The sequence below is a fragment of the Carnobacterium gallinarum DSM 4847 genome, assembly GCF_000744375.1.
GTDB lineage: Bacteria > Bacillota > Bacilli > Lactobacillales > Carnobacteriaceae > Carnobacterium > Carnobacterium gallinarum.
In genome coordinates, this window is record NZ_JQLU01000005.1 from 843,392 (window position 1) to 864,039 (window position 20,648).

Here is a 20,648-nt window from a genome sequence, read left to right on the forward strand (position 1 = left end):
CAATTATCCTTAATATTGATAGGTTAATAACGCAATTAAATTGTTGAAAGAAAAAGCTGCTTGTGTGGAAACATCTCCATATCCACCATTTAACGGACTAGCTGAATCGTTAATCTGGCTGGCTTCCATGTGATCCATTGCTAAATCATAAAATTCTTGATCGCCGACTTCTGAGGCGATCATTGCTGCAATTCCATATGCCGCTGCAGATTGATTTGTATCTGTAACTTTTCCAGTTGGTGAGTAGCGATTAGCAAGTTTTCCATTTGCCACTTGTTGTTTAACAAAATTCAGGCTTTCAGTTTTTGCTTGATTCACTTCTGCCAAACGTAAAATCGTTAGCAATGATTCCACCACATTAATTTCTTCACTATCAAAGTAAGTTTTTTTCTGATAATCATAACGCGTTTGATAGAGAGGAAATGTATCACCTAAATATCCTCCTGTTAGAATACGTTCTTGCTCAGTAAGTAGAGTTTGTTTTTCATTATCAGGTAACGACAACAATTTAAGCGTTCGTAAATCGATATAACATAACGTAACAAACTGATTTCGTTGATCTGTTTGGCTATCATGAAAATCAACCATTTCATCGCCTTGAATATTCGTTGTTAACAGACGGCTACCATAGGTTTTCCCTAAATCTGAATATTCCTTTACTCCAAAAGCTTGATTTCCTTCAAATAAACCTCTAACTAAACGTAAATCATCAACAACCGCATTGACTGGATATAATTTTTTCTTTTTAGGACTAAAACGATAACTAAATTGATCCTGATCATTAAAGACTTTTAACGCTTTAGACCAAGTTTGATCAAATAATTTTTTATCTTTCGCTAGCGCGCTATAGCGTAACAACAACCCTGCGGACTCACTTAGAACTTCATGCCCCGTTGCTACATCTTGATTCTCATCTGTATCTAAAAAATTCGTATAAATACCAAATTCGCTGGTCATCTGTTTTTGAATGAAATTCAATAACGCCTCTTGATTTTTAGCCGTTGTTGCTCGTTTTGCACCATAACCACTAGTAGGTCGAATGATCTTCACTACTTCTTGCTCCTCTGCACTGGTGATTGAACTTAATTGCGAAATTGGTGCAGTTGCATTTCTCATAGACTCTTTTTTTACTATATGAGAATAAAAAAAGATCCCACTACCTAAAATAAGAACAAGAACCAGAAGTCCAATACTTATTTTCTTAGTATTCATTGCCTTAAAACTCCCTTTATTCATTTTCTGCTAGAAATGCGTTAATTTTAGCTTCGTCTTTATAATTATCTAATCGCTGTGTAACTTGTCCATTTTTAATTACTAAAACTGCTGGTACAGAAGTTATTTCTGTCTTTGCAATTACATCTTCAAAAGTTTTTACATCAGCCTTTTTGCCATCATCTGTATTATAGTAGAGAATATTTTGTTTATTCGTTGCCAAAGCATTTTCGAGCAACGGTTGAAAAGCCTGACATTTGTCACACGTTGGGCGACCGATATAAACTAGTCCATCTTTTTTTTCATCAAATAACGTCACTATTTTCTGTGCATTCACATTTTCAATTCCTATATTCGGACTAGCTTTTTCTTTTACTGGTTTTGCTTGATTTGTAAAAAATAATACCACGGCTACGCTAACTAAAATAACACCTGCTACCGACCAAATTTTCCATCCTATTTTCATTTCTCCGCCTCACTTTTCTCCTGATAATTCTTGATTTTATAAAATTCTAACCATAAGTATAAATAAAATTCAGTTATTAAATTTAGTTATTTCTATCAATTATATGATCTTATATAAAATTTTAGCATAACTCATCAAATATGGTTAGCTAGAAGGTTTATTTCTTGATATTTTTTAGATTCAGACTTAAGTTACACTCCTGAAAAGAGGTTCTTTTTACACTCATTATATAATAACGTAAATTTTACTATTTAAATAGTAAAAACCGTCTGAATCTAACGATTTGTTTATCAATTTTTTTTGTTATCTAATAAAGAAATGATAAAGCCCATATAAATGGAGCGATTTATTCATTTCAGATACAACTCATGATTTGTGAACTAAACGTAGTTCCAAATAAGAGAAGTTGACTTCACATTATACACGTTGTATATTGAACATATAAAGTCATATAGTTCCCTACAAAGGAGGATCTTCTTTGACAACAATACTAAACAAGGTACGAGAAGAAAGAAAAACAAAAAAAATGACACAAGAAGAGCTTGCAGGGAAAGTCGGCGTTACAAGGAGAACAATCATCTCACTGGAAAAGGGAAGTTATGTTCCATCATTATTACTAGCTCTTGATCTGTCAGAAGTACTTGATATCAAAATTGATGAATTATTTTTAAAAAGCGACTGACTAATGAAAATATTATCTTTGAAGCAGTTGGAAACTCAATCATGGTTTTATTACTTGCTACTGCCTTGATTGAAGTAATTTCAACGAATATCCACTGCACTACGAATGGATTTCAGACTACAATTAGGACTAAAGTCCACTGGATTTATCGTTTACCTACTTGCCTTTATTCTTTGTAGCTGGATTTTTAGCAAAAAGGAGAAAAGCTATCCAATGAAGGCTGGCGAGTTTAGCATTGCTGATGAACGAGAGAATACTACTGCTTATTTTATTGCTTCATGTACTGCTATGATAACTAGCTTGTCGATGTTTATATTCATCAATAGTTGGATGAATCCACCTTTTAAGACTCGTCTTGATTTACTTACTTCAGGCATTATACTATTTGCTTTGGTGATCTGCACTGGCTTCATTTCCTATGCAATCGTTTGGTGTGTACAGAATACAAGATAAAACATTTAATTAGCATAACCAAGAAAGGAGCCACGTATGATTACAATTGGCTTAACGAATTGGAAAGGTCACAACACTTTAATTGTTGATAAAAATAAAGAGCTAGAAAATTATACTTCCCATTTTCCCTTTGTTGAAATGGATACTAGCTTCTATTCCATTCAACCTGAAAATAACCTTTTAAACTGGATAGATAAAACGCCTGCAGGATTTCAATTTATTCCGAAAGCTTTTCAAGCAATGACGACTCATCGAGAATGGGGCGATTATTTTACCAGTGAGGCACTAATGTTTAAAGTTTTTATCGATTCTTTTCAACCGATGCTAGACGCCAAAAGAATCAAAGCTTTTCTCTTTCAATTTCCACCTTATTTTGCTTGTTCTAGTGAAAATGTCCTTTATTTGCGCAAGATTCGGCACTGGATGGGAGATTTGCCTGTTGCAATTGAATTTAGAAACCATACCTGGTTTTCTGAGCTTTATTATGGGAAAACGATTGAATTTCTTAAAGAAATGCAGTTTATTCAGACTACTGTCGATCAACCTCAGACTCAAACAAATAGTATTCCTCGTGTTTTAGAAGTAACTAATCCAGAACTGACGCTACTTCGATTACATGGTCGTAACTTTGATGGTTGGTTAAATGCAAGTAATCCTGACTGGCGCAAAACTAGAACACTGTACAATTACAATCACGCTGAGATAACTGAGATTAAAGGCTATGTAGAAAAATTGGCTCTTCATGCTAAAGAAGTTGCCGTTATTTTCAATAATAATTCTGGCGGACATGCAGCTGGCAACGCTAAGGAACTACAAAAGCAGCTAAATCTGACCTTCCCCAACCTAGCACCACAGCAAATGGGCTTGGATTTATTTTAAGAAAGCAACAAAGGTCTATGATAAAAGTGCATAGCTCCACTAAATAAGAAGAGATCACTTTTTTACCAACGTATATACACAGAAAAAAATCGAAACAAAACTACAACATAGTTTTGTTTCGAGTTTTTATTTTTATGTTAATTAATCTTTTGAAATAGCTTTTACAATCAATTTACGACACATATCAATTGGAATAGCTAAGACAGATAAACCGAGAACCATTGCCCATTCATGGAAGTTTAATGGCGTTGTTCTTAAGATTGGACCACCAATAAAGGTCATCACAATTTGAACGACAATAATCAATAACATAATGCGTAAAAACATCTTATTACGATTTAAGTTATCGAAAATATTCAGTTTCTCTGTACGTGTATTGAATCCATTAAAGACAGCATACAAGATAAAGAATGAGAAGAAACCTGTTTGAAGAGCTAAAAGATCATTATCAAAGAATTTCAACATGAACTCGCCTTTTAACATCCAAAGACCAATCGCTGTAATCACGACACCTTCAGTTGCAAATGCAGAGAACATTCCTTTAGTAACAATGTTTTCAGCACGATCTTTTGGTTTTTCTTTCATATAACGTCTCAATGTTGGTTCTGCACCAAAGGCAAGAGCTGCCAATGTATCCATTACTAAGTTAACCCATAACATTTGTGTAATCGTCAATGGATGATCGATTCCTACAAATGGTGCGATAAAGCTGATTAATAAAGCTCCAACGTTTAAAGTTAATTGGAAGACGATAAATTTTTGAATTGAACGGTAAATTGTACGACCGAAGAGAATCGATTGTGCAATTGATTTAAAGTTATCATCTAAAATAACAATATCGCCAGCTTCTTTAGCAACTTCAGTTCCGCTACCCATTGCAAACCCAACGTCTGCACGTTTCAAGGCTGGACTATCATTTACACCATCACCAGTCATCCCAACAACTAAACCAATTTCTTGTGATAAACGAACTAAACGTGATTTATCCGTTGGCAAAGCACGAGCGATCACTCGAATATTAGGTAAGATTGATTTGACTTCTTCATCTGGCATTTCATTTAATTCTTGCGATGTTAATACAATGTCATCTTCTGCTTGTAAAATATTTGCATCTTTCGCAATTGCCACGGCTGTTTCTTTACGGTCACCAGTAATCATAACTACTTGAACGCCTGCTTGTTGTACTTCGTGGATTGCTTCAATTGCTTCTGGACGAACATCATCACGAATAGCTAAAATTCCGACTAATGTATAATCCGAAGGTAAGCTTTCTTCTGTTACGACTTCATCTGTTGTTGCTAAGATTAACACACGAATTGATTTTTTCGCTAATTCGTTAATTTTATTATCTAATTCTGCTAGTTTTGTAAAAGCAACTTTTTGTCCATCTTGATCATAATACGTTGAACAGTTTGGTAAAATCTTTTCTGGCGCCCCTTTAATTAAGGTTGTATTCCAATCACCAGCTACTTGTGTTGCTGAGAATTTACGTGCAGAAGAGAATGGGATTGTCGTTACATGTTCTAGTGTTCCAAATGATTTCTCATCTTTTTCAACGAAGGCTAAAACAGCTTTTTCTGTTGGATTCCCACCAATAATCAGGATTCCACCATTTTCATCTTCTGTCATAACCGCATTTGTATTATTTAAAATCGTTGTACTAACAATGCGTTTTAATTCAGTTGGAATTTCACCTAATTTGCTATAATCCTCGTTCGCACCGTTAATATAAGAAACAACATCTAATTGTCCTTTAGTAATCGTTCCTGTTTTATCAGAGAATAACATGTTTAAGCTTCCGCTTGTTTCGATACCTTCTAACTTACGAACTAAGATATTGTCACGTAGCATTTTTTTCATGTTTTGTGATAATACCATTGCAATCATCATTGGCAAACCTTCTGGAACAGCTACTACAATAATAATAACTGCTAAAATAAAGGCTTCAACAACGTTATTTCCGACTTCACCAATGTTGCTAAAATATTCGCTAATTTTAGCGCCATTAAATTGGTTTTCAATAAAAATTTTGTTGACCATAAATGAAATAAAGATTAAAACCCCACCAGTATAACCAGCTTTTGAAATTTTATCTGCTAAATCAGCAAGTTTTAATTTCAATGGAGATTCACGTTCTTCAACTGTTAATTCAGAGGCCATTTGACCGAAGAATGATTTGTCTCCGACTTTAGTTACTTTCATTACAGCTTCACCACTAGTAATTACGGCACCACGGAATAAAGCATGTTCATTAAATGTATCGCCATCTTCGTACTCTTGACCTGGCTCTAAAGGAATTTTTTTCGCTTCATCAGATTCACCATTTAGTGAAGCTTGATCGACTTTTAAGTCACCATCTAACAACACACCATCAGCAGGAATTTTATCCCCTGTTTGTAAGATGATTTCATCACCTTGAACAATATCATCGATTTTAATCTCAACAACATGTCCGTCTCGAAAGACTTTAACGATAATCTTAGAGGCATCTTCTTGTAATTTTTGGAAAGCTGATTCATTTGAGAATTCGCTCCATGTTCCAATTAATGTTGCTAATAATACAGCAATTGCGATTCCTAGTGCTTCAAACCATTCTGCATAACCTAAAAAGGCAAAAATAAGATTTAATACAAGTGCTACTAGTAAGATTTTGATAATTGGATCATCAAAATTGCCTTTTAATTTGTCGAGAAACGTTTCGGTTTCTTTTTCAGTTAATCCATTCGTACCATGTTCTTGCCTTGACTTTTCAACTTCTGCTGTTGTTAAGCCGCTAAATTTTTTATTCAATTTTTGTTCTCCCTTTTTTATCTAAAATTAATTGCAAGAAAGGAATAAGCTTATTCCCTTCTTGCAATCGAATACTTACTCATTTATTTATAGAACATCTAAACCATAGGCTTGAACAAGAGATGCTAAGCCACCTTGGTAGCCGCTTCCGATGGCATTAAATTTCCATTCGCCGTTATGACGGTACAACTCACAGAAAACAACTGCTGTTTCAACTGAGAAATCTTCACCTAAATCAAAATTAATAATCTCTTCACCAGTTTCTTCATTCAAAATATGAACAAATGCATTGGAAACTTGTCCAAAGTTTTGGTTACGAGCAACCGCATCATCAATTGTTACTGTAATGGCAATGCGATCAATTGATGGTGAAATTTTTGATAAATCGATTTTGATTTGCTCATCATCGCCATCTCCTTCACCAGTACGGTTATCTCCTGTATGCACGACTGAACCATCTTCTGATTCTAAGTTGTTATAGAAAATAAAGCCATTTTCGTTGATACATTTGCCATTGGCATTTAATAAGAAAGCTGAAGCGTCTAAGTCAAAGGCAGCTCCACCATCATATTGATTTGTATCCCAGCCTAAACCAACGATTGTTTTTGTTAAACCAGGATTTGTTTTTGTTAAGTCAACTTTTTGACCTTTTGATAAATTAATAGCCATAAATTGTTCCATCCCATCTTAAAATAAAGTATAGTACTGTATTTTTGATTTTGTTCATTAACCGATGTTTACGCCAAAGTCTTTACCTAAAGCAGCTAAACCACCTTGATAGCCACTACCAATTGCTGTAAATTTCCATTCGCCGTTATGACGATACAATTCACCAACAACAATTGCTGTTTCAATTGAGAAGTCTTCACCTAAATCATAGCGAATCAATTCTTCTTCTGAGTCAGCATTCACAATTCGGATAAAGGCATTTGATACTTGACCAAAGTTTTGATTACGCGTCTCTGCATCGTCAATCGTTACTGTGAAACGGATTTTTTCAATTGCTGAATCGACACCGCCTAATTGGATGTTAATTGATTCATCATCGCCGTCTCCTTCGCCTGTACGATTATCGCCTTGATGAACAACCGCTCCATCAACACTAGTTGGTTGATTATAGAAGATAAAATCCGCATCGCTTCTAACTTTTTCGTTACCAGCAAGTAAAAAGACTTCAGCATCTAAATCAAAGTCTGCTTGACCATCATATTTATTCGTATCCCAACCAAGTCCTACACGAATTTTAGTTAAACCAGGATTTGTTTTTGTTAAATCTACTTTTTGTCCTTTTGCTAATGAAACTGCCATAATAACATCCTCCTAAATTTTAATTTAGTTCCTATACAATTATTCTACAAGAATAATTGTATAGGAACTACGATCAAATATCATCAGCCTTCCGACGGATACTTGACTAAAATTGCTTAACGATAAGACTCTAACATTTGTGTTAAGCTTGCTACATTCATACCGCTTCCAATTGCTGCAAATTTCCATTCATTTTCATGACGATACAATTCACCAGCTACTAATCCAGTCAAACCTTGATAATTGTCTGTTAAGTTATAACGTGCAATTTCAACACCAGAATCATCCATAATACGAATAAACGCATTTTGAATCATACCAAAATCTTGTCCACGTTTTTGCCCTTGATAGATATTTACAACAAAAACTATTTTATTGTATTTTGAATCGATTTTATTAAGAGAAACTTTAATGACTTCATCGTCTCCCTCTCCTTCACCTGTTAAATTATCACCCTGATGAACAATTGCGCCATCAGCACTTTTTAAATTTCCAAAATAAACTACATCTTTTTTACCAACAAAGCGATCATTTTGCAATAAAATAACAGACGCATCACAATCAATAGCTTGACCTTTTGAACCGCCACCAAACAAACCACTTAATAATCCACCGCCGCCTGATTTCGCTACCTCATCCCAACCAAGTCCTACAGTCAAGTTATTTAATGTCGGATTTGATTTAGTCAAATCGATTTTTTGACCCTTTGATAAATTAATTGCCATCTCTATCGCTCTCCATTCTCTTTGTTATTATGCCCCTACATCTCTAATCAAGCTTATGGAAATATAATTTTTGTTGATTAGTTTGTATGTATTGGATATACTTTGATTATATCATATTCAAGTTTATTTTGTATTCTAATATTCCGTATATTTATTGTTTAAAACTGAAGTTATTATGAAAAAACTAACAAAAAGTTGAGGTGGATTATGTTATGGAATTACGTCCGATTCCTCAAAATATTAACCAAATTGATTGGCAGGTAGAGTTCCCTATTCCCGTCTCTACAAGGATTGGATTTGAAAAATCAACTGACGAGATTAGTTACCCACAAATATATGGCGTTATTTTGGGTGTTCCTTTAGATGAATTCAGTTATAACGAATGGCTATATGATTTAGTGTATGCCGACCATTCAAAAATTCATTTATTAAACGGAAATTTAGACAAACAAATTGATAATCAAGTATTCCAAGGTATCCAAAAACTGTTCAATACTCACCAGGAACAAAAAGGGCTAAGTCCAAATCGTTTTGTTGCATTTATGCAGGGAAATAATTTGCTACCTTTGAAAAACCATCCAGACCATTACCGTTATTTAACTTTGAAATTTATTGATTTAATCACAATTTTTTCAGAAAATAATGGTGGTTTATTGCATCCAGATTTCAGACGCGTTGTCGTTGACTGTATCAAATGGGGCTTTAATTATATTGACAAATGGTTGCAAGCAATTGACTTTCCAAATGAAATCCCTCAAGTGATTTGGTATGGGGCGGCTTCAAAAAGTGAGGTTTATTTTCTGATTTTACTGTATTTGCTTGGCTTTGATGTGTTAGTTTTCAATAGCGAGAAGAACAATATTTTCAAGGACTTAAAAGGAATTACTATTCCAACTTTTGAGTATCCAAGTGAAATGCCCTTAGAACCTTTTCCTACTGAAAAACCAACAAGAAAATCGACAACTGCTAGAAAAGCATCCATGGAATTGAACAAAATTATGAATTCCGATGGTAGCTTATTATTAAAACCTTTTCAATTAAGAGAGTATTTGCCAGAAAGTATTACCTTGCAAACTACCTATGATGAAATCCGCATTATTGGGAAGGAAAAAGCCTTTGTTCGCCCGAACTTCAAAGTGAAAAACGAACTTGTTGAGATTCCTACTTTATTCTCAAAAGTCTTGGGTATTTCTACAGATCGCACTAAATATTGGCAAGATTTTTATGAATTAAAACAAAGCACTTCGTTAGTTGAAGTCATCAGAACTTTTCCGATTAAGCCAGAGATTAAAGGAAATCAGAAATTTCATTATCAATTCGCCTTAGAAAATGGACGCTTAAATCCAGAAAAAATCATTGAGTCGAATTGGTGGTTGCATAAAGAAGTATCAAAAGGAATGCAGTTAGCTTTAGCTAGCGGAATTAGCCGTTGTGTTGAAAAGGCTGATTTTTTGCCACAAGGAAAAGAAACGAAGGAAGATATCCAACTTTATCTTTTCTCTCAAGCAATGAATATCCCACCTGTAATTACAAAATTACTGCAGCAGTTTGATTACGCCCAAGACATTCCTAAAATAATGATTTATAATGACGGCAATAGTGGTATTTTCACTAGATCAGATGCTGCTTTGTTATTAATTTTAAATGAAATTGGATTTGATATTGTCATCTACAATCCAACGGGACAAAATGATATTGAGCTTTATATTGAAGCTAGTAAATTTGATAGTCACTGGCTGGACGAAGTTAGCTTTAATGAAACATTCCAGACTAGCGCCAAAGGAACAACTGCACTAAAATCAATCTTTAATAAATTTGTTAAATAAAAGGAGCCTAATAAAATGGAAAACCAAGATATGAATGAATTAGTAGAAGTTGAAGTCGTTAGTGTTGAGAAAAAATTGTCTCAAGCAGAAGCTCAAAAAGAACAATTAAAAACGTTACCAGAAGTAATCAATATCAGCGGAAACATTGACATTAAAGATCAAATCTCAATTTTAGAATTCGGAAAAGAGCCTGCGGAAGGCATTTCACAATTCTCAGGTCGTATTTTAAACAATATGAGTGTCGCAGAAACACAAAAATCAACGGTTATGTTGACTCAACTTGGCAAAATCATGGATAAATTTGAACCAGAAGATTTTACTGAAGAAAAGAAAGGGTTCCTAGGCAAGCTTTTCGGTAAAGGGAAAGATGTCATGGCAGCAATCATGGCTAAATACCAAACGATGGGCGGCGAAATCGAAGTCGTTTATACTGAAATCAAAAAATATGAAGTTAAAATGAAAAATAATGTGCATATGCTAAATCAGCTAGCTGAAGAAAATATTCGCTATTATCTTGAATTAGAAAAATATATCGCTGCAGGTGAATTAATCGCTGAGAACCTAAGAAACAATACCATTCCTCAATTACAAACACGAGTAAACAATGGCGAACAGATGGCTGGCATTGAGTTAAGTAAAATGACGGCCGCTTTAGAAATGATTGAACAACGCATCTATGATTTAGAAATGGCGAAGCAAGTTTCATTACAAACCGGTCCACAAATCGATATGCTACAAAAAGGGAATGTTCGCTTAATCGGAAAAATCAACTCTGCCTTTGTTATTACGATTCCAGTATTTAAGAGTGCTTTGATTCAGGCAGTTGCCATTAAACAACAAAAAATGACGGCTGAAGCTATGACTGAACTAGACAATCGCACAAATGAAATGTTATTGAAAAACGCTCAAAACATTTCACAAAACAGCATTGAAATTGCGAAATTATCTGGCGCACCAAGTATCAAGATTGAAACAATGGAACAAACTTGGAGTACCATTATGAATGGTCTTGAAGAAACGAAACAAATCGAAGCTCAAAATATTGTTGAACGCGAAGCTGGTAGAAAACGCCTGCTTGAACTACAAACAGACTATGAAGCACAAAAGCATAAAATGTAAACAGTAAAAAAAGAACCCTATAAGAAGTTGATGTTGTCGGTTTAGACTAGGCATCAGCTTCTTTACTTTAATGAATCGGACGAATGGAGGCACATATCATGAAACATTTTAATTATTTAACTGCGCAAGATAAAGAAACTATTTTCTACAAGGAACCTCAAACTATTAAAATTAGCCATGCTCCTGATTTAACGACACACTCTTCAAAATATGATAAAGCACTACTTGCAAATGCTCTTGGAGCAGCTATGTATATGCCGGGAAACAGAGAAGATATTGCCAAATTAATTATCACTCAACGTTATTCAGCGACTACTTATATCCTTTGTTTAGAAGACAGTATTGGCGATATGAGTTTAGATGTTGCGGAAGCCAATTTAATAGAACAACTGACTTTAATCCAAGAACATTTTTCAACTCAAACTTCTGCAGAACAAGCCAATAATCCTGCTTTATTTGTCCGAATCCGCACGCCGGAACATCTACGTGCTTTTAGCGAAAAACTGGGAACACTCATAAAAATAATTAATGGATTCGCTATGCCCAAGGCGGATAACGAAAGCATTGAAGGTTATTTTACTAGCTTAATTGAGGTTTCCCAAAAAGCCGGAACTTGGCTGTGGGGAATGCCTATTTTAGAATCAAAAAACCTTATGATTCGTCGCACTAGAGAACAGGAATTAAATCAGCTTTATGATTATTTGACTCAGCCTGAAATCGAGAAATATGTTTTAGCTATTCGATTAGGTGCTACCGATATGTGCGGTTTATTTGGTGTACGCCGTAGTATTGATTCTACTATTTATGATGTTTCTGTAATGCGTGATTTTATGACAGATGTCTTGAATTATTTTACAATGGATCGCCGCTTTGTTGTGACAGGCTGTGTGTGGGAATTTTTCAGCAAACGTCCTCGAATGTTAAAACCACTTTTGCGGGAAACGCCTTTCGCAGATAAGCTAGGAAAAGACGGACAACTGATTCGCAAGTCCTTAATTTCTGAAGCAAATGATGGTCTGATTCATGAGGTTATGTTTGATAAACAAAATGGGATTATGGGAAAAACGTGTATTCATCCCACTCATATTGTCCCTGTTAATAGTCAATTGGTTGTACCAAAAGAAGAATATTACGATGCGAAACGCATACTAGATAGTACCAATGGCGAGGTTGGCGTTTTCAAAAGTGAAAAAGGAAATAAAATGAATGAAGTCAAACCGCATTTACTTTGGGCTAATCAAGTCATGCGACGAGCTGAAATTTATGGTGTTTTTAACGATGAAAAAGACTTTGTCGATTTATTAATTGCAGAATATTTAAGTGAGGATTAAACATGAGTAAACAACAGATTTATACAGTCGCCGAAGGTCTGGATATCCAAGTAACCCTTACAGAAAATCCATTTCAAATTGAACCAACGGCTTTATTTAGAATGGCGGCTCGCATCAACAAAAAACGCAATTTTCTTTTTGTGAGTCCTGTTTTAGGGAAGCATTTGCCTGTCAACCCAGCAATTCCTTTACTAGTTGGACGTGCTTTAGCTTTGATTTATGGTGACTGTTATCAAGAACAACAAGCCGTCATCCGTGAAACATTAAATCAGATTGATGCACCATTTAATTTTAATCAGGCGGACTTGCCACAGATAAATCTTAGTAAACCGGTCACTATTATTGGCTTTTGTGAAACAGCAACCGCATTGGGACAAGCTTTTTTTGAAAGCTTTGCCTCACCTGCAACATATATTCACACAACTCGAGAACAACTAGGCGAAGATATTGCACCGTTGCTTTCTTTTGAAGAGGAGCATAGTCACGCCACTGCTCATAAAGTTTATGCTAGTGATCCAAGCTTTTTTCAACATACAAACGAGATTATTTTAGTGGATGATGAAGTGACTACTGGAAAGACAAATTTAAATATTATTCGCGATATCGTCAGAGCATTTCCTCATAAAAAAATTTTTTCAATTATTTCTATTTTGGACTGGCGTAATGAATCCCATCAGCAAGCAGTTCGTGACTTGGAACAAGAATTAGAAATCACCATTAAGGAATACGCTCTGTTAAAAGGTTTAGTAACTGAAATCGGTCAGCCTACTTCTTTGACAGAAGAGTCTTTAGTGACTGCCGCTGATTTAACTAGTCAATTACAGCCAACCTTGATTGAACAGCAAAATTTATGGAATTTCCCTAAAATTCAACTTGGAAGTGCAAATGACGTTGCTGTGAACTTGCCTTATTTGGAAGCCACTGGACGTTTTGGAATAAACAATCAACAAAACTATGTTATTCTTGAAAAAATAGAACGTCTTGGAAATTATCTGCAGGAAATACGAACGGCTGGCAATTGTTTAGTTCTAGGAACTGGAGAATTTATGTATTTGCCTATGCGGATTGCTAGCTTTATGGGCGAACAGGTCTTTTTTCATGCTACAACAAGAAGCCCTATTTTAAGCCGTTCCTTACCAAATTACCCTATTTTTAACAAGAGAAGTTTTTCAGGAATTGAACAACCTGGGGCAAGAAACTTTGTTTATACGATTCCAGAAAATCATTATCAAGATATCTTCGTTATGCTAGAACGCATTTTAGATAAAACTGGATTAATGGAATTAAATCAACAATTAGCCACTTGTAAAGCAACTAACCTTTATTTCTTAGATTTTTCCACAAATACACTTTATCGTTCACAAAACTATTAGGAGCTGATCTGTATGAAACCATTTATTAAGGGAAGTTATTCTGATGATGATGTTATTTTTCTTTTACAGGATATTAGCAAAAATGTTGCTGAAATCGCTACTGCTGAACGAGAAAAACTGATTCAGTCTGGGATTCATTATTCAGAGATGCTACCTGTTGAATATCAACCAACTGCTGAATATATAGCTTTATTCAAAGAAACCTTGGCAGATTCCGCGACACGTATTGCTTTATCTGTTGGAATTGTTGCAGAAAAAATTATTACTGATAAACTAAAAAATTACAATGATGATTTAGATCAAGTCTTTGCTAATCTTGTGTTAGTCAGCTTAGCTCGTGCAGGCACACCGATTGGCGTTCTCGTTAAACGTTATTTTAAATTCGTCTATCACGTAGATATTCCCCATTATTCTATCTCGATTATTCGTGGACGCGGCATTGATGAAGTGGCTTTAGATTATATTTATCAACAATCCGCAACTGCTGATATTCAATTTATCGATGGCTGGACTGGCAAAGGTGCCATTACAAAAGAATTAACCGAAGCCTGTATGCAGTATAATCAAGCTCACCAGCTAAGCCAGCCTCTTTCTGATAAATTAGCCGTCCTAGCTGATACCGGTAGCTGTACGACCCTTTTTGGGACTAGAGATGACTTTCTGATTCCAAGCGCATGCTTAAATTCAACTGTTTCAGGATTAGTTAGCCGCACTGTTTTGAATGAACATTTCATTAAGCCTGGAGAAGTCCATGGCGCTAAATATTATCAAGAATTTGAAGACTTAGATTTATCCAACGACTATGTTGACGCCATTATGGAAGCTTTTCGTCAAAATCAAACTGAGATTGAGGAACAAATTGCTAAAAGCTTAGCTAGCTGGGATCCCGATGAAATTCCTGATTGGGCTGGTATGAAGGCCATTGAACAAATGAAAATTGATTTTCATTATGACAGCATTCATTTCATTAAACCTGGGGTTGGAGAAACTACCCGTGTGTTACTGCGTCGAGTACCAGAAAAATTATTGATTAATCCTGAACGTAAAAACGATTTGCGGCATATTTTATTACTAGCAAAAGAACTACACGTTCCTGTTGAAGAGTATCATAATATGCCCTACTCATGCTGCGGCTTAATTAAACAACAAGCTGGAGAGAAAGAAGTATGAAAAAAGTTCTCTTTACTGATCTAGACGGAACTATTCTTTTTTCTAAAAACTCATTACCAGCGGATTTATCTGATGAAAATTGCGAAATTATTGAAACCTATTCAAATGGACAGCATGGGTATATGGAACGTCAAACATGGGCTTATCTAGCAAATTGGTCAATCAATAATTATCTGATTCCTGTTACCACCCGCTCCACTGAGCAATATCAACGTTTAGAAACCGGTTTAGCTGTCTTTAATTTGCCTTACGCACTCACTAGCAATGGCGGCAATCTTTACCGCTTTGGACAATTAGATGAATCTTGGCATCAAGACATTCGTCTATCCTTAGCAAATGAATTAAAAGTAGCTAGCGATGCATTGACGGTTGTAAAACAATTCGTTCCAGCTGAGTTCATTCGCAAAATCAAGCAAATTGATACACTCTATTTTTGTCTGTTAGTCGTTGAACGTATTTGGGAATCTGAACGAATTCGAGAAGTAAACCAGCTATTGCAGCCTTTAAACTGGCATGCTTATTTTCAACATAAAAAGCTCTATGTACTGCCTATTCCTTTGTCTAAAGAAAATGCTATTAAAAAACTCAAAAAAGAATGGTCATCTCAGGATATCAAAATCCATAAAACATTGGCTATGGGAGATACAACTATGGACTATCACATGTTGCTTCAACAAGAGAACTATCTTTACTTTGGAATAGCTGATAGCCTGCATTTTAAACTACGAAACACACCGTATTCATTTAAATCCATTCAAGCCTTTCTAGATTAAAAACCGTCCTAACCTCCAAAATAATGGGGTTAGGACGGTTTTTAATCTAGAGTTTAATTACGGTCAAAGCTCATTAATTTCAAACTCTTTAGATAGGCTTGAACTTTTTCAAAATTCTCTTGATTTTTTTTATAGAAGGGTAAAGCCTTTACTTCATCAGCAGTTAGCCATTTACTTTCAAGATAACTCTTAGAAATTGAGACAGATTGAATATCCGTCAGGCTGACATAGACATTTTTATTGATGACAGGCGCAGATTCTTTCTTTAATTGCTGTTTACATAAGTAGAACGTTTTAGTTACATTCACTTTCAATTGGATTTCTTTCTGAACTGCACGCTTCGTTGCCACAAGAGGTGTTTCGTCCCCCACGACGTCCCCACTAACTGGCTTCCAAAAAAGCGTATTCTCTTCTTCAATAGACAACATTAAAAATTTTTTCATTTTGTAGTGATAAATCCAACACTCAATACTATTTTTTATTTCCATACATAAGCCCTTCCTTTTCTATACCTAGTAATATACCTGTTATTTTATTAATAAATAAATTAGATTTATATTTTTATTTTCACATCTGAAATAATTAAGACAACGTTATATTTTAACATAATAACTTATCGTTTTATTAAAAAAACTAATTTTTTCATATGTTTATAATAAAAAACAACCTTTCTACGATTATACTTCAAAAAAACCAAATAATATCAAGGCTTACAAAAATGTTAGATTAAAAAAATTGATTTCAAAAAATAAATCCCGCTAAAAAACTGCTAATTTGAAAGTGGATTCATTTCATTTTAAAATTTAGAAATATCTATACAATTTCGTTATTTTAACTCAATAAACAGGCAACTTCAAAAGAATATTTAATCTATTTCCTTGATTAAATATGAGTTAACATTGTCATTATTGATAATTTATTTAGTCAAAAACAATTAGAAAAAACTATTTAAATTCATTATTATTTACTTAATATTTTTATTAAAAGACAAGTATTCTATAACAATATAATCAAAAAAAACTGACGAAGAAAAATTCTCGTCAGTTTCTAACCTTCTTATTTAGCTGATTCAACAAACTCAGCAGATTTTTCTCCAGCTTGACGACCAAAGATAATGATCTCTGCAACAGAGTTTCCACCAATACGATTTCCACCGTGTAATCCTCCAACTACTTCACCGGCTGCAAATAGCCCAGTAATTGGTTGACCTTCTTTATTCAGCACTTCTGTATTTGTGTTAATTTTTACGCCACCCATTGTATAATGGATTCCCGGTGCAATTTTGATTGCATAATATGGACCTTTTGAAAGATCGTTATCCATACCTGTTTTTCTACCAAAATCAGCATCTGATTTCGCCGCAACATTTTCATTCCATTTTGATACAGTAGCTTCTAATGCATCACTTGGAACTGAAAGTTCTTTAGCTAAGTCAGCAATTGTTTTACCTTCTACAACAAAACCTTGTTTTTCATACTGAGCAATTGCAGTAGCTCTTTCTTTAACACCAGCATCAAAGATTAGATAGGCAAATTTATCTGGTGTTTCATTTACGGCTTTAGAAACGACATCACGTGTATCTAATTCATTTACAAAACGTTCACCTGTTGAAGATACTAAGATAGCTCCTTCACCACGAACCACTTCACCGATTAAATAAGATTTCTCTTGTTGAACAGTTGGGTGAATTTGAATTTCGTTCATATCCACTGTAGTTCCACCAGCTTTTTCAATCATTTTAATTCCATCGCCTTGGCTACCTTCTTGGTTTGTTGTTACATAACCTTTAAGATCAGGATTAATTTCACTAATCATTTCTAAGTTTGCACCAAATCCACCTGTTGTTACAACAACGGCATTTGAACTAACGGTTTTTTCATCTTTCCCATCAAACACAACTTTGACACCCGTTGTTTTTCCATCTTTTTCAATAACTTCTTTAACATCTGCATTTACAAATAATGGAATTTTTTCTTCTTGTACATTACGAACTAAACCAGCAACTAAATATTGTCCAACAGCTGAACCATCTTCTGGTCTATGTGTACGTTTTTCACTCATACCACCTGTAATTGTGATATTGTTTAAACGAATTCCTTTAGTATCTAACCAATCAATTGCGCTAGCTGAATGATCTACGAAGAAACGCAACATTTCTTTATCATTAGTACCATGTCCACCTTTTAAGGTTTCTTCATAAAATAAATCATTACTATCTTTGATTCCTTGTTCAGTTTGGAATTTTGTTTCTGAAGCATTCATTCCTGATGAAGCTTTCATTGTATTTCCACCTGCAATTGGCATTTTTTCAAAAATGACAGGGTTCATACCTTTTTCTTTTGCTTCAAGAGCGGCTGACATTCCTGCTCCACCTGCTCCAACGATAACGATATCGTATTTATCTTTAAGTTGATCTAACGCTGTATAACTAGTAGCTTCTGATGCACCAGAAAGTGTTTCAGAAGATTCTTTTTCTCCTTTTGATGATGAAGCTTTGCTTGATTCTTTATCTTTCCCACTTCCGCCACCACAACCAGCAACAACAAGTAGTACTGCACACACCATGACAAACATAGCAAAAAATCTTTTTTTCATGATCTAAAACCTCCAAGTTTTTTTGTTCGTTATTCAAAAATAAAAAGCTTTTTACATTTGTGAATTAATGAACAATTATTACTGGTTTATCATACCAGATTCCATTAACTGTCGCAATGCTAAATCACTGATTTCTGCTAGATAATTCGCTTATTTCAAAAAAATTATTCTGATTTAACCAAACATTCATACTCTTCTAATTTTTGTGAAATAAACCAACTGCTTAACTCCAAAAAGCAGATTACAAAAGAATAAGCCTATTTTGTTTGTTAACAAAACGGCTTATTTTTAAAACCAATTCTTATACATACAATAAAAAAATACTTTTGATTTAAATTTTTAAGAACCACACTCACTATTTTTTGGTATCGCTATCAATTATTCTCTTCTACCGACTTTCCAACTAAAACATAACCCAGAGTAAACGAAGTTACTAACGCTAGAGTAATTCCTAGAAGGGCATAAATAAAGTAAGGTCCAATATAAGCTGGCAAACTAAAAATACTTGATAAAATATAACCATACAATCGAACTCCGAAGAAACTAATAAATGCTGATGCTACTGAACTCCCGATTGTTGCGGCAATAAAGGCCTTTTTATATTTTGTTAAAACCCCGAACAAGGCTGGTTCTGTAATTCCTAATAAACCAGAAACTACCGCTGAAATAATAATCGAACGTTCTTTTTTATCATTTGTCTTAAAATACATCGCTAACGTTGCTCCAGTAATTGACATATTTGCCATAAACATCATTGGCATCAACATATCGTAACCTTGATTAGCAAAATTTTGTAACGCAATCGGCGTCATCGCATGATGCATCCCAGTTAAAATGGCAATTGGTCGAATGGCTCCAACAACAACACCTGCTAAAACTGGTGAAATATCAAATAACAACTGAATTACCCAAGCTAAGCCATTTCCTAGATGAATTCCAATTGGTCCGACTACCGTCAAAGCTAAAAAACCTGAAATAAATAAAGTTAAGGTTGGAGTAAAAACCGTTCTAAGTACTTCTGGCATATACCGATCAACCAATCGAAAAACGTACCCCATCAACCACACGGAGAAAATAATCGGAATAACTGTTCCAGAATAATTAAAAACAGGAATTGGAATCAGCTCTAAGAAGTGAAATGCGGATACTTCTCCTAATTTTGCAGCATCTACTAAAGTCGGATACATAATAATTGACGCAATCGCAATAGCTAAATATTGATTTGTTTTAAATATTTTTGCTGCTGAAGCGGCTAAGAAAAATGGCAAGAAGACAAAAACTCCGCTGGCAATCATATCAATAATTCGCACCGTATCACTGGTGGCTGAGATAACGTTTAAAGCTGTTAATCCGGCAATCAATCCTTTAATCATCCCTGCTCCTGCAATAGCCGGAACAATCGGACCAAATACTCCTGATACCGTATCCATAAACATAGAAACAAAGCTTTTCTTCTTTTTATCAACCGGTTCTGCTTCAGTAATTGATAGTTCCAATTGATTCGCTAGCAGATTATAATACTCCACAACATTCGTTCCAATAATCACTTGAAATTGATCTTGATTAAATTGAACCCCCATTACACCCTCTAAGGATTTAAGTTCTTCTTCTGAAACTTGTGTTTCATCTTTTAAATCAAATCTAAGTCTGGTCATACAATGCCATACGTTATTAATATTCTCACGTCCACCAACATATAAAATGATTTTTTGGACAACTTCATTTTTTTCCATCTCATTGCTCCTATTCGTAGTTAGTTGTTACGAATCCACGTGTTTCCGTTTACAAAACTCATAATAGCATAGAACATTCAAAATAAAAAACAAACCAAAACGAATGAAACCATCTAAAAAACCTTTATTTATCCTGATTTTTTTAGAATTTACTAAAAAATTGGACTGGTTTTTATAAAGATAATGCAAACTTTTCAAACCAAATTGACTATC

At 34.5% G+C, this 20,648-nt stretch carries 17 protein-coding genes and 1 pseudogene; 9 read left to right on the forward strand and 9 right to left on the reverse strand.

The window, feature by feature from the left end; all coding sequences use genetic code 11:
* Nucleotides 1–9: 9 nt before the first annotated feature.
* Both BR43_RS08750 and BR43_RS08755 read right to left on the reverse strand, forming a co-directional pair.
* Entirely contained in the window at nucleotides 10–1,212 is a 1,203-nt protein-coding gene (locus BR43_RS08750) for a hypothetical protein (RefSeq protein WP_034561227.1), read from the reverse strand.
* A gap of 16 nt (nucleotides 1,213–1,228) precedes the next feature.
* Nucleotides 1,229–1,678 (reverse strand): thioredoxin family protein, encoded by a 450-nt coding sequence (locus BR43_RS08755; RefSeq protein ID WP_034561229.1) that lies wholly within the window; start codon nucleotides 1,676–1,678, stop codon nucleotides 1,229–1,231.
* 478 nt (nucleotides 1,679–2,156) lie between these two features.
* On the opposite strand from BR43_RS08755, the gene BR43_RS08760 reads away from it, so the two are divergent.
* The 3 genes from BR43_RS08760 to BR43_RS08770 all read left to right on the forward strand — a co-directional run bounded on the left by BR43_RS08760 (nucleotide 2,157) and on the right by BR43_RS08770 (nucleotide 3,692).
* On the forward strand, nucleotides 2,157–2,360 hold the full coding sequence (locus BR43_RS08760; RefSeq protein WP_034561233.1) for a helix-turn-helix transcriptional regulator: 204 nt from the start codon (nucleotides 2,157–2,159) through the stop codon (nucleotides 2,358–2,360).
* Between the two features lie 213 nt (nucleotides 2,361–2,573).
* The gene (locus BR43_RS08765) at nucleotides 2,574–2,813 is read left to right on the forward strand and encodes a hypothetical protein (RefSeq protein ID WP_034561235.1); all 240 of its coding nucleotides are present in this window, start codon (nucleotides 2,574–2,576) and stop codon (nucleotides 2,811–2,813) included.
* 36 nt (nucleotides 2,814–2,849) lie between these two features.
* Entirely contained in the window at nucleotides 2,850–3,692 is an 843-nt protein-coding gene (locus tag BR43_RS08770; protein WP_034561237.1) for a DUF72 domain-containing protein, read from the forward strand.
* Between the two features lie 141 nt (nucleotides 3,693–3,833).
* Here BR43_RS08770 and BR43_RS08775 read toward each other — a convergent pair whose 3' ends face one another.
* From BR43_RS08775 to BR43_RS08790, 4 genes are all read right to left on the reverse strand, one after another.
* The gene (locus BR43_RS08775) at nucleotides 3,834–6,482 is read right to left on the reverse strand and encodes a calcium-translocating P-type ATPase, PMCA-type (RefSeq protein ID WP_034561243.1); all 2,649 of its coding nucleotides are present in this window, start codon (nucleotides 6,480–6,482) and stop codon (nucleotides 3,834–3,836) included.
* Nucleotides 6,483–6,569: 87 nt separating this feature from the next.
* Complete coding sequence (locus BR43_RS08780; RefSeq protein WP_034561246.1) at nucleotides 6,570–7,151, reverse strand: TerD family protein; 582 nt, start codon at nucleotides 7,149–7,151, stop codon at nucleotides 6,570–6,572.
* A gap of 57 nt (nucleotides 7,152–7,208) precedes the next feature.
* Nucleotides 7,209–7,790 (reverse strand): TerD family protein, encoded by a 582-nt coding sequence (locus tag BR43_RS08785; RefSeq protein ID WP_034561247.1) that lies wholly within the window; start codon nucleotides 7,788–7,790, stop codon nucleotides 7,209–7,211.
* Nucleotides 7,791–7,906: 116 nt separating this feature from the next.
* Nucleotides 7,907–8,515, reverse strand: a complete 609-nt coding sequence (locus tag BR43_RS08790) for a TerD family protein (protein ID WP_034561248.1) — start codon at nucleotides 8,513–8,515, stop codon at nucleotides 7,907–7,909.
* Nucleotides 8,516–8,727: 212 nt separating this feature from the next.
* Here BR43_RS08790 and BR43_RS08795 point away from each other — a divergent pair, with 212 nt between their 5' ends.
* From BR43_RS08795 to BR43_RS08820, 6 genes are all read left to right on the forward strand, one after another.
* Entirely contained in the window at nucleotides 8,728–10,341 is a 1,614-nt protein-coding gene (locus tag BR43_RS08795) for a YceG family protein (protein ID WP_034561249.1), read from the forward strand.
* Between the two features lie 15 nt (nucleotides 10,342–10,356).
* Nucleotides 10,357–11,460, forward strand: a complete 1,104-nt coding sequence (locus BR43_RS08800; RefSeq protein ID WP_034561250.1) for a toxic anion resistance protein — start codon at nucleotides 10,357–10,359, stop codon at nucleotides 11,458–11,460.
* 98 nt (nucleotides 11,461–11,558) lie between these two features.
* A complete protein-coding gene (locus tag BR43_RS08805; protein WP_034561252.1) occupies nucleotides 11,559–12,791 on the forward strand; it encodes an HpcH/HpaI aldolase/citrate lyase family protein in 1,233 nt (410 codons plus the stop codon).
* Nucleotides 12,792–12,793: 2 nt separating this feature from the next.
* A complete protein-coding gene (locus BR43_RS08810) occupies nucleotides 12,794–14,164 on the forward strand; it encodes a phosphoribosyltransferase family protein (protein ID WP_034561253.1) in 1,371 nt (456 codons plus the stop codon).
* 12 nt (nucleotides 14,165–14,176) lie between these two features.
* Nucleotides 14,177–15,334 carry a cysteine protease StiP family protein gene (locus BR43_RS08815; RefSeq protein ID WP_034561254.1) on the forward strand — a complete coding sequence of 386 codons (1,158 nt, stop codon included), beginning with the start codon at nucleotides 14,177–14,179 and terminating at the stop codon, nucleotides 15,332–15,334.
* Nucleotides 15,331–16,107, forward strand: coding sequence for an HAD family hydrolase (locus BR43_RS08820; RefSeq protein WP_084679837.1), 777 nt, complete (start codon nucleotides 15,331–15,333; stop codon nucleotides 16,105–16,107). The genes BR43_RS08815 and BR43_RS08820 overlap by 4 nt, the downstream gene beginning before the upstream one ends.
* Before the next feature lie 53 nt (nucleotides 16,108–16,160).
* Here BR43_RS08820 and BR43_RS08825 read toward each other — a convergent pair whose 3' ends face one another.
* From BR43_RS08825 to BR43_RS08835, 3 genes and pseudogenes are all read right to left on the reverse strand, one after another.
* On the reverse strand, nucleotides 16,161–16,595 hold the full coding sequence (locus BR43_RS08825) for an NUDIX hydrolase (protein ID WP_034561255.1): 435 nt from the start codon (nucleotides 16,593–16,595) through the stop codon (nucleotides 16,161–16,163).
* Between the two features lie 568 nt (nucleotides 16,596–17,163).
* On the reverse strand, nucleotides 17,164–18,702 hold the full coding sequence (locus BR43_RS08830) for a flavocytochrome c (RefSeq protein WP_034561257.1): 1,539 nt from the start codon (nucleotides 18,700–18,702) through the stop codon (nucleotides 17,164–17,166).
* 377 nt (nucleotides 18,703–19,079) lie between these two features.
* Nucleotides 19,080–20,435, reverse strand: a pseudogene (locus BR43_RS08835) (PTS transporter subunit EIIC); the annotation flags it as partial.
* Nucleotides 20,436–20,648 lie beyond the last annotated feature (213 nt).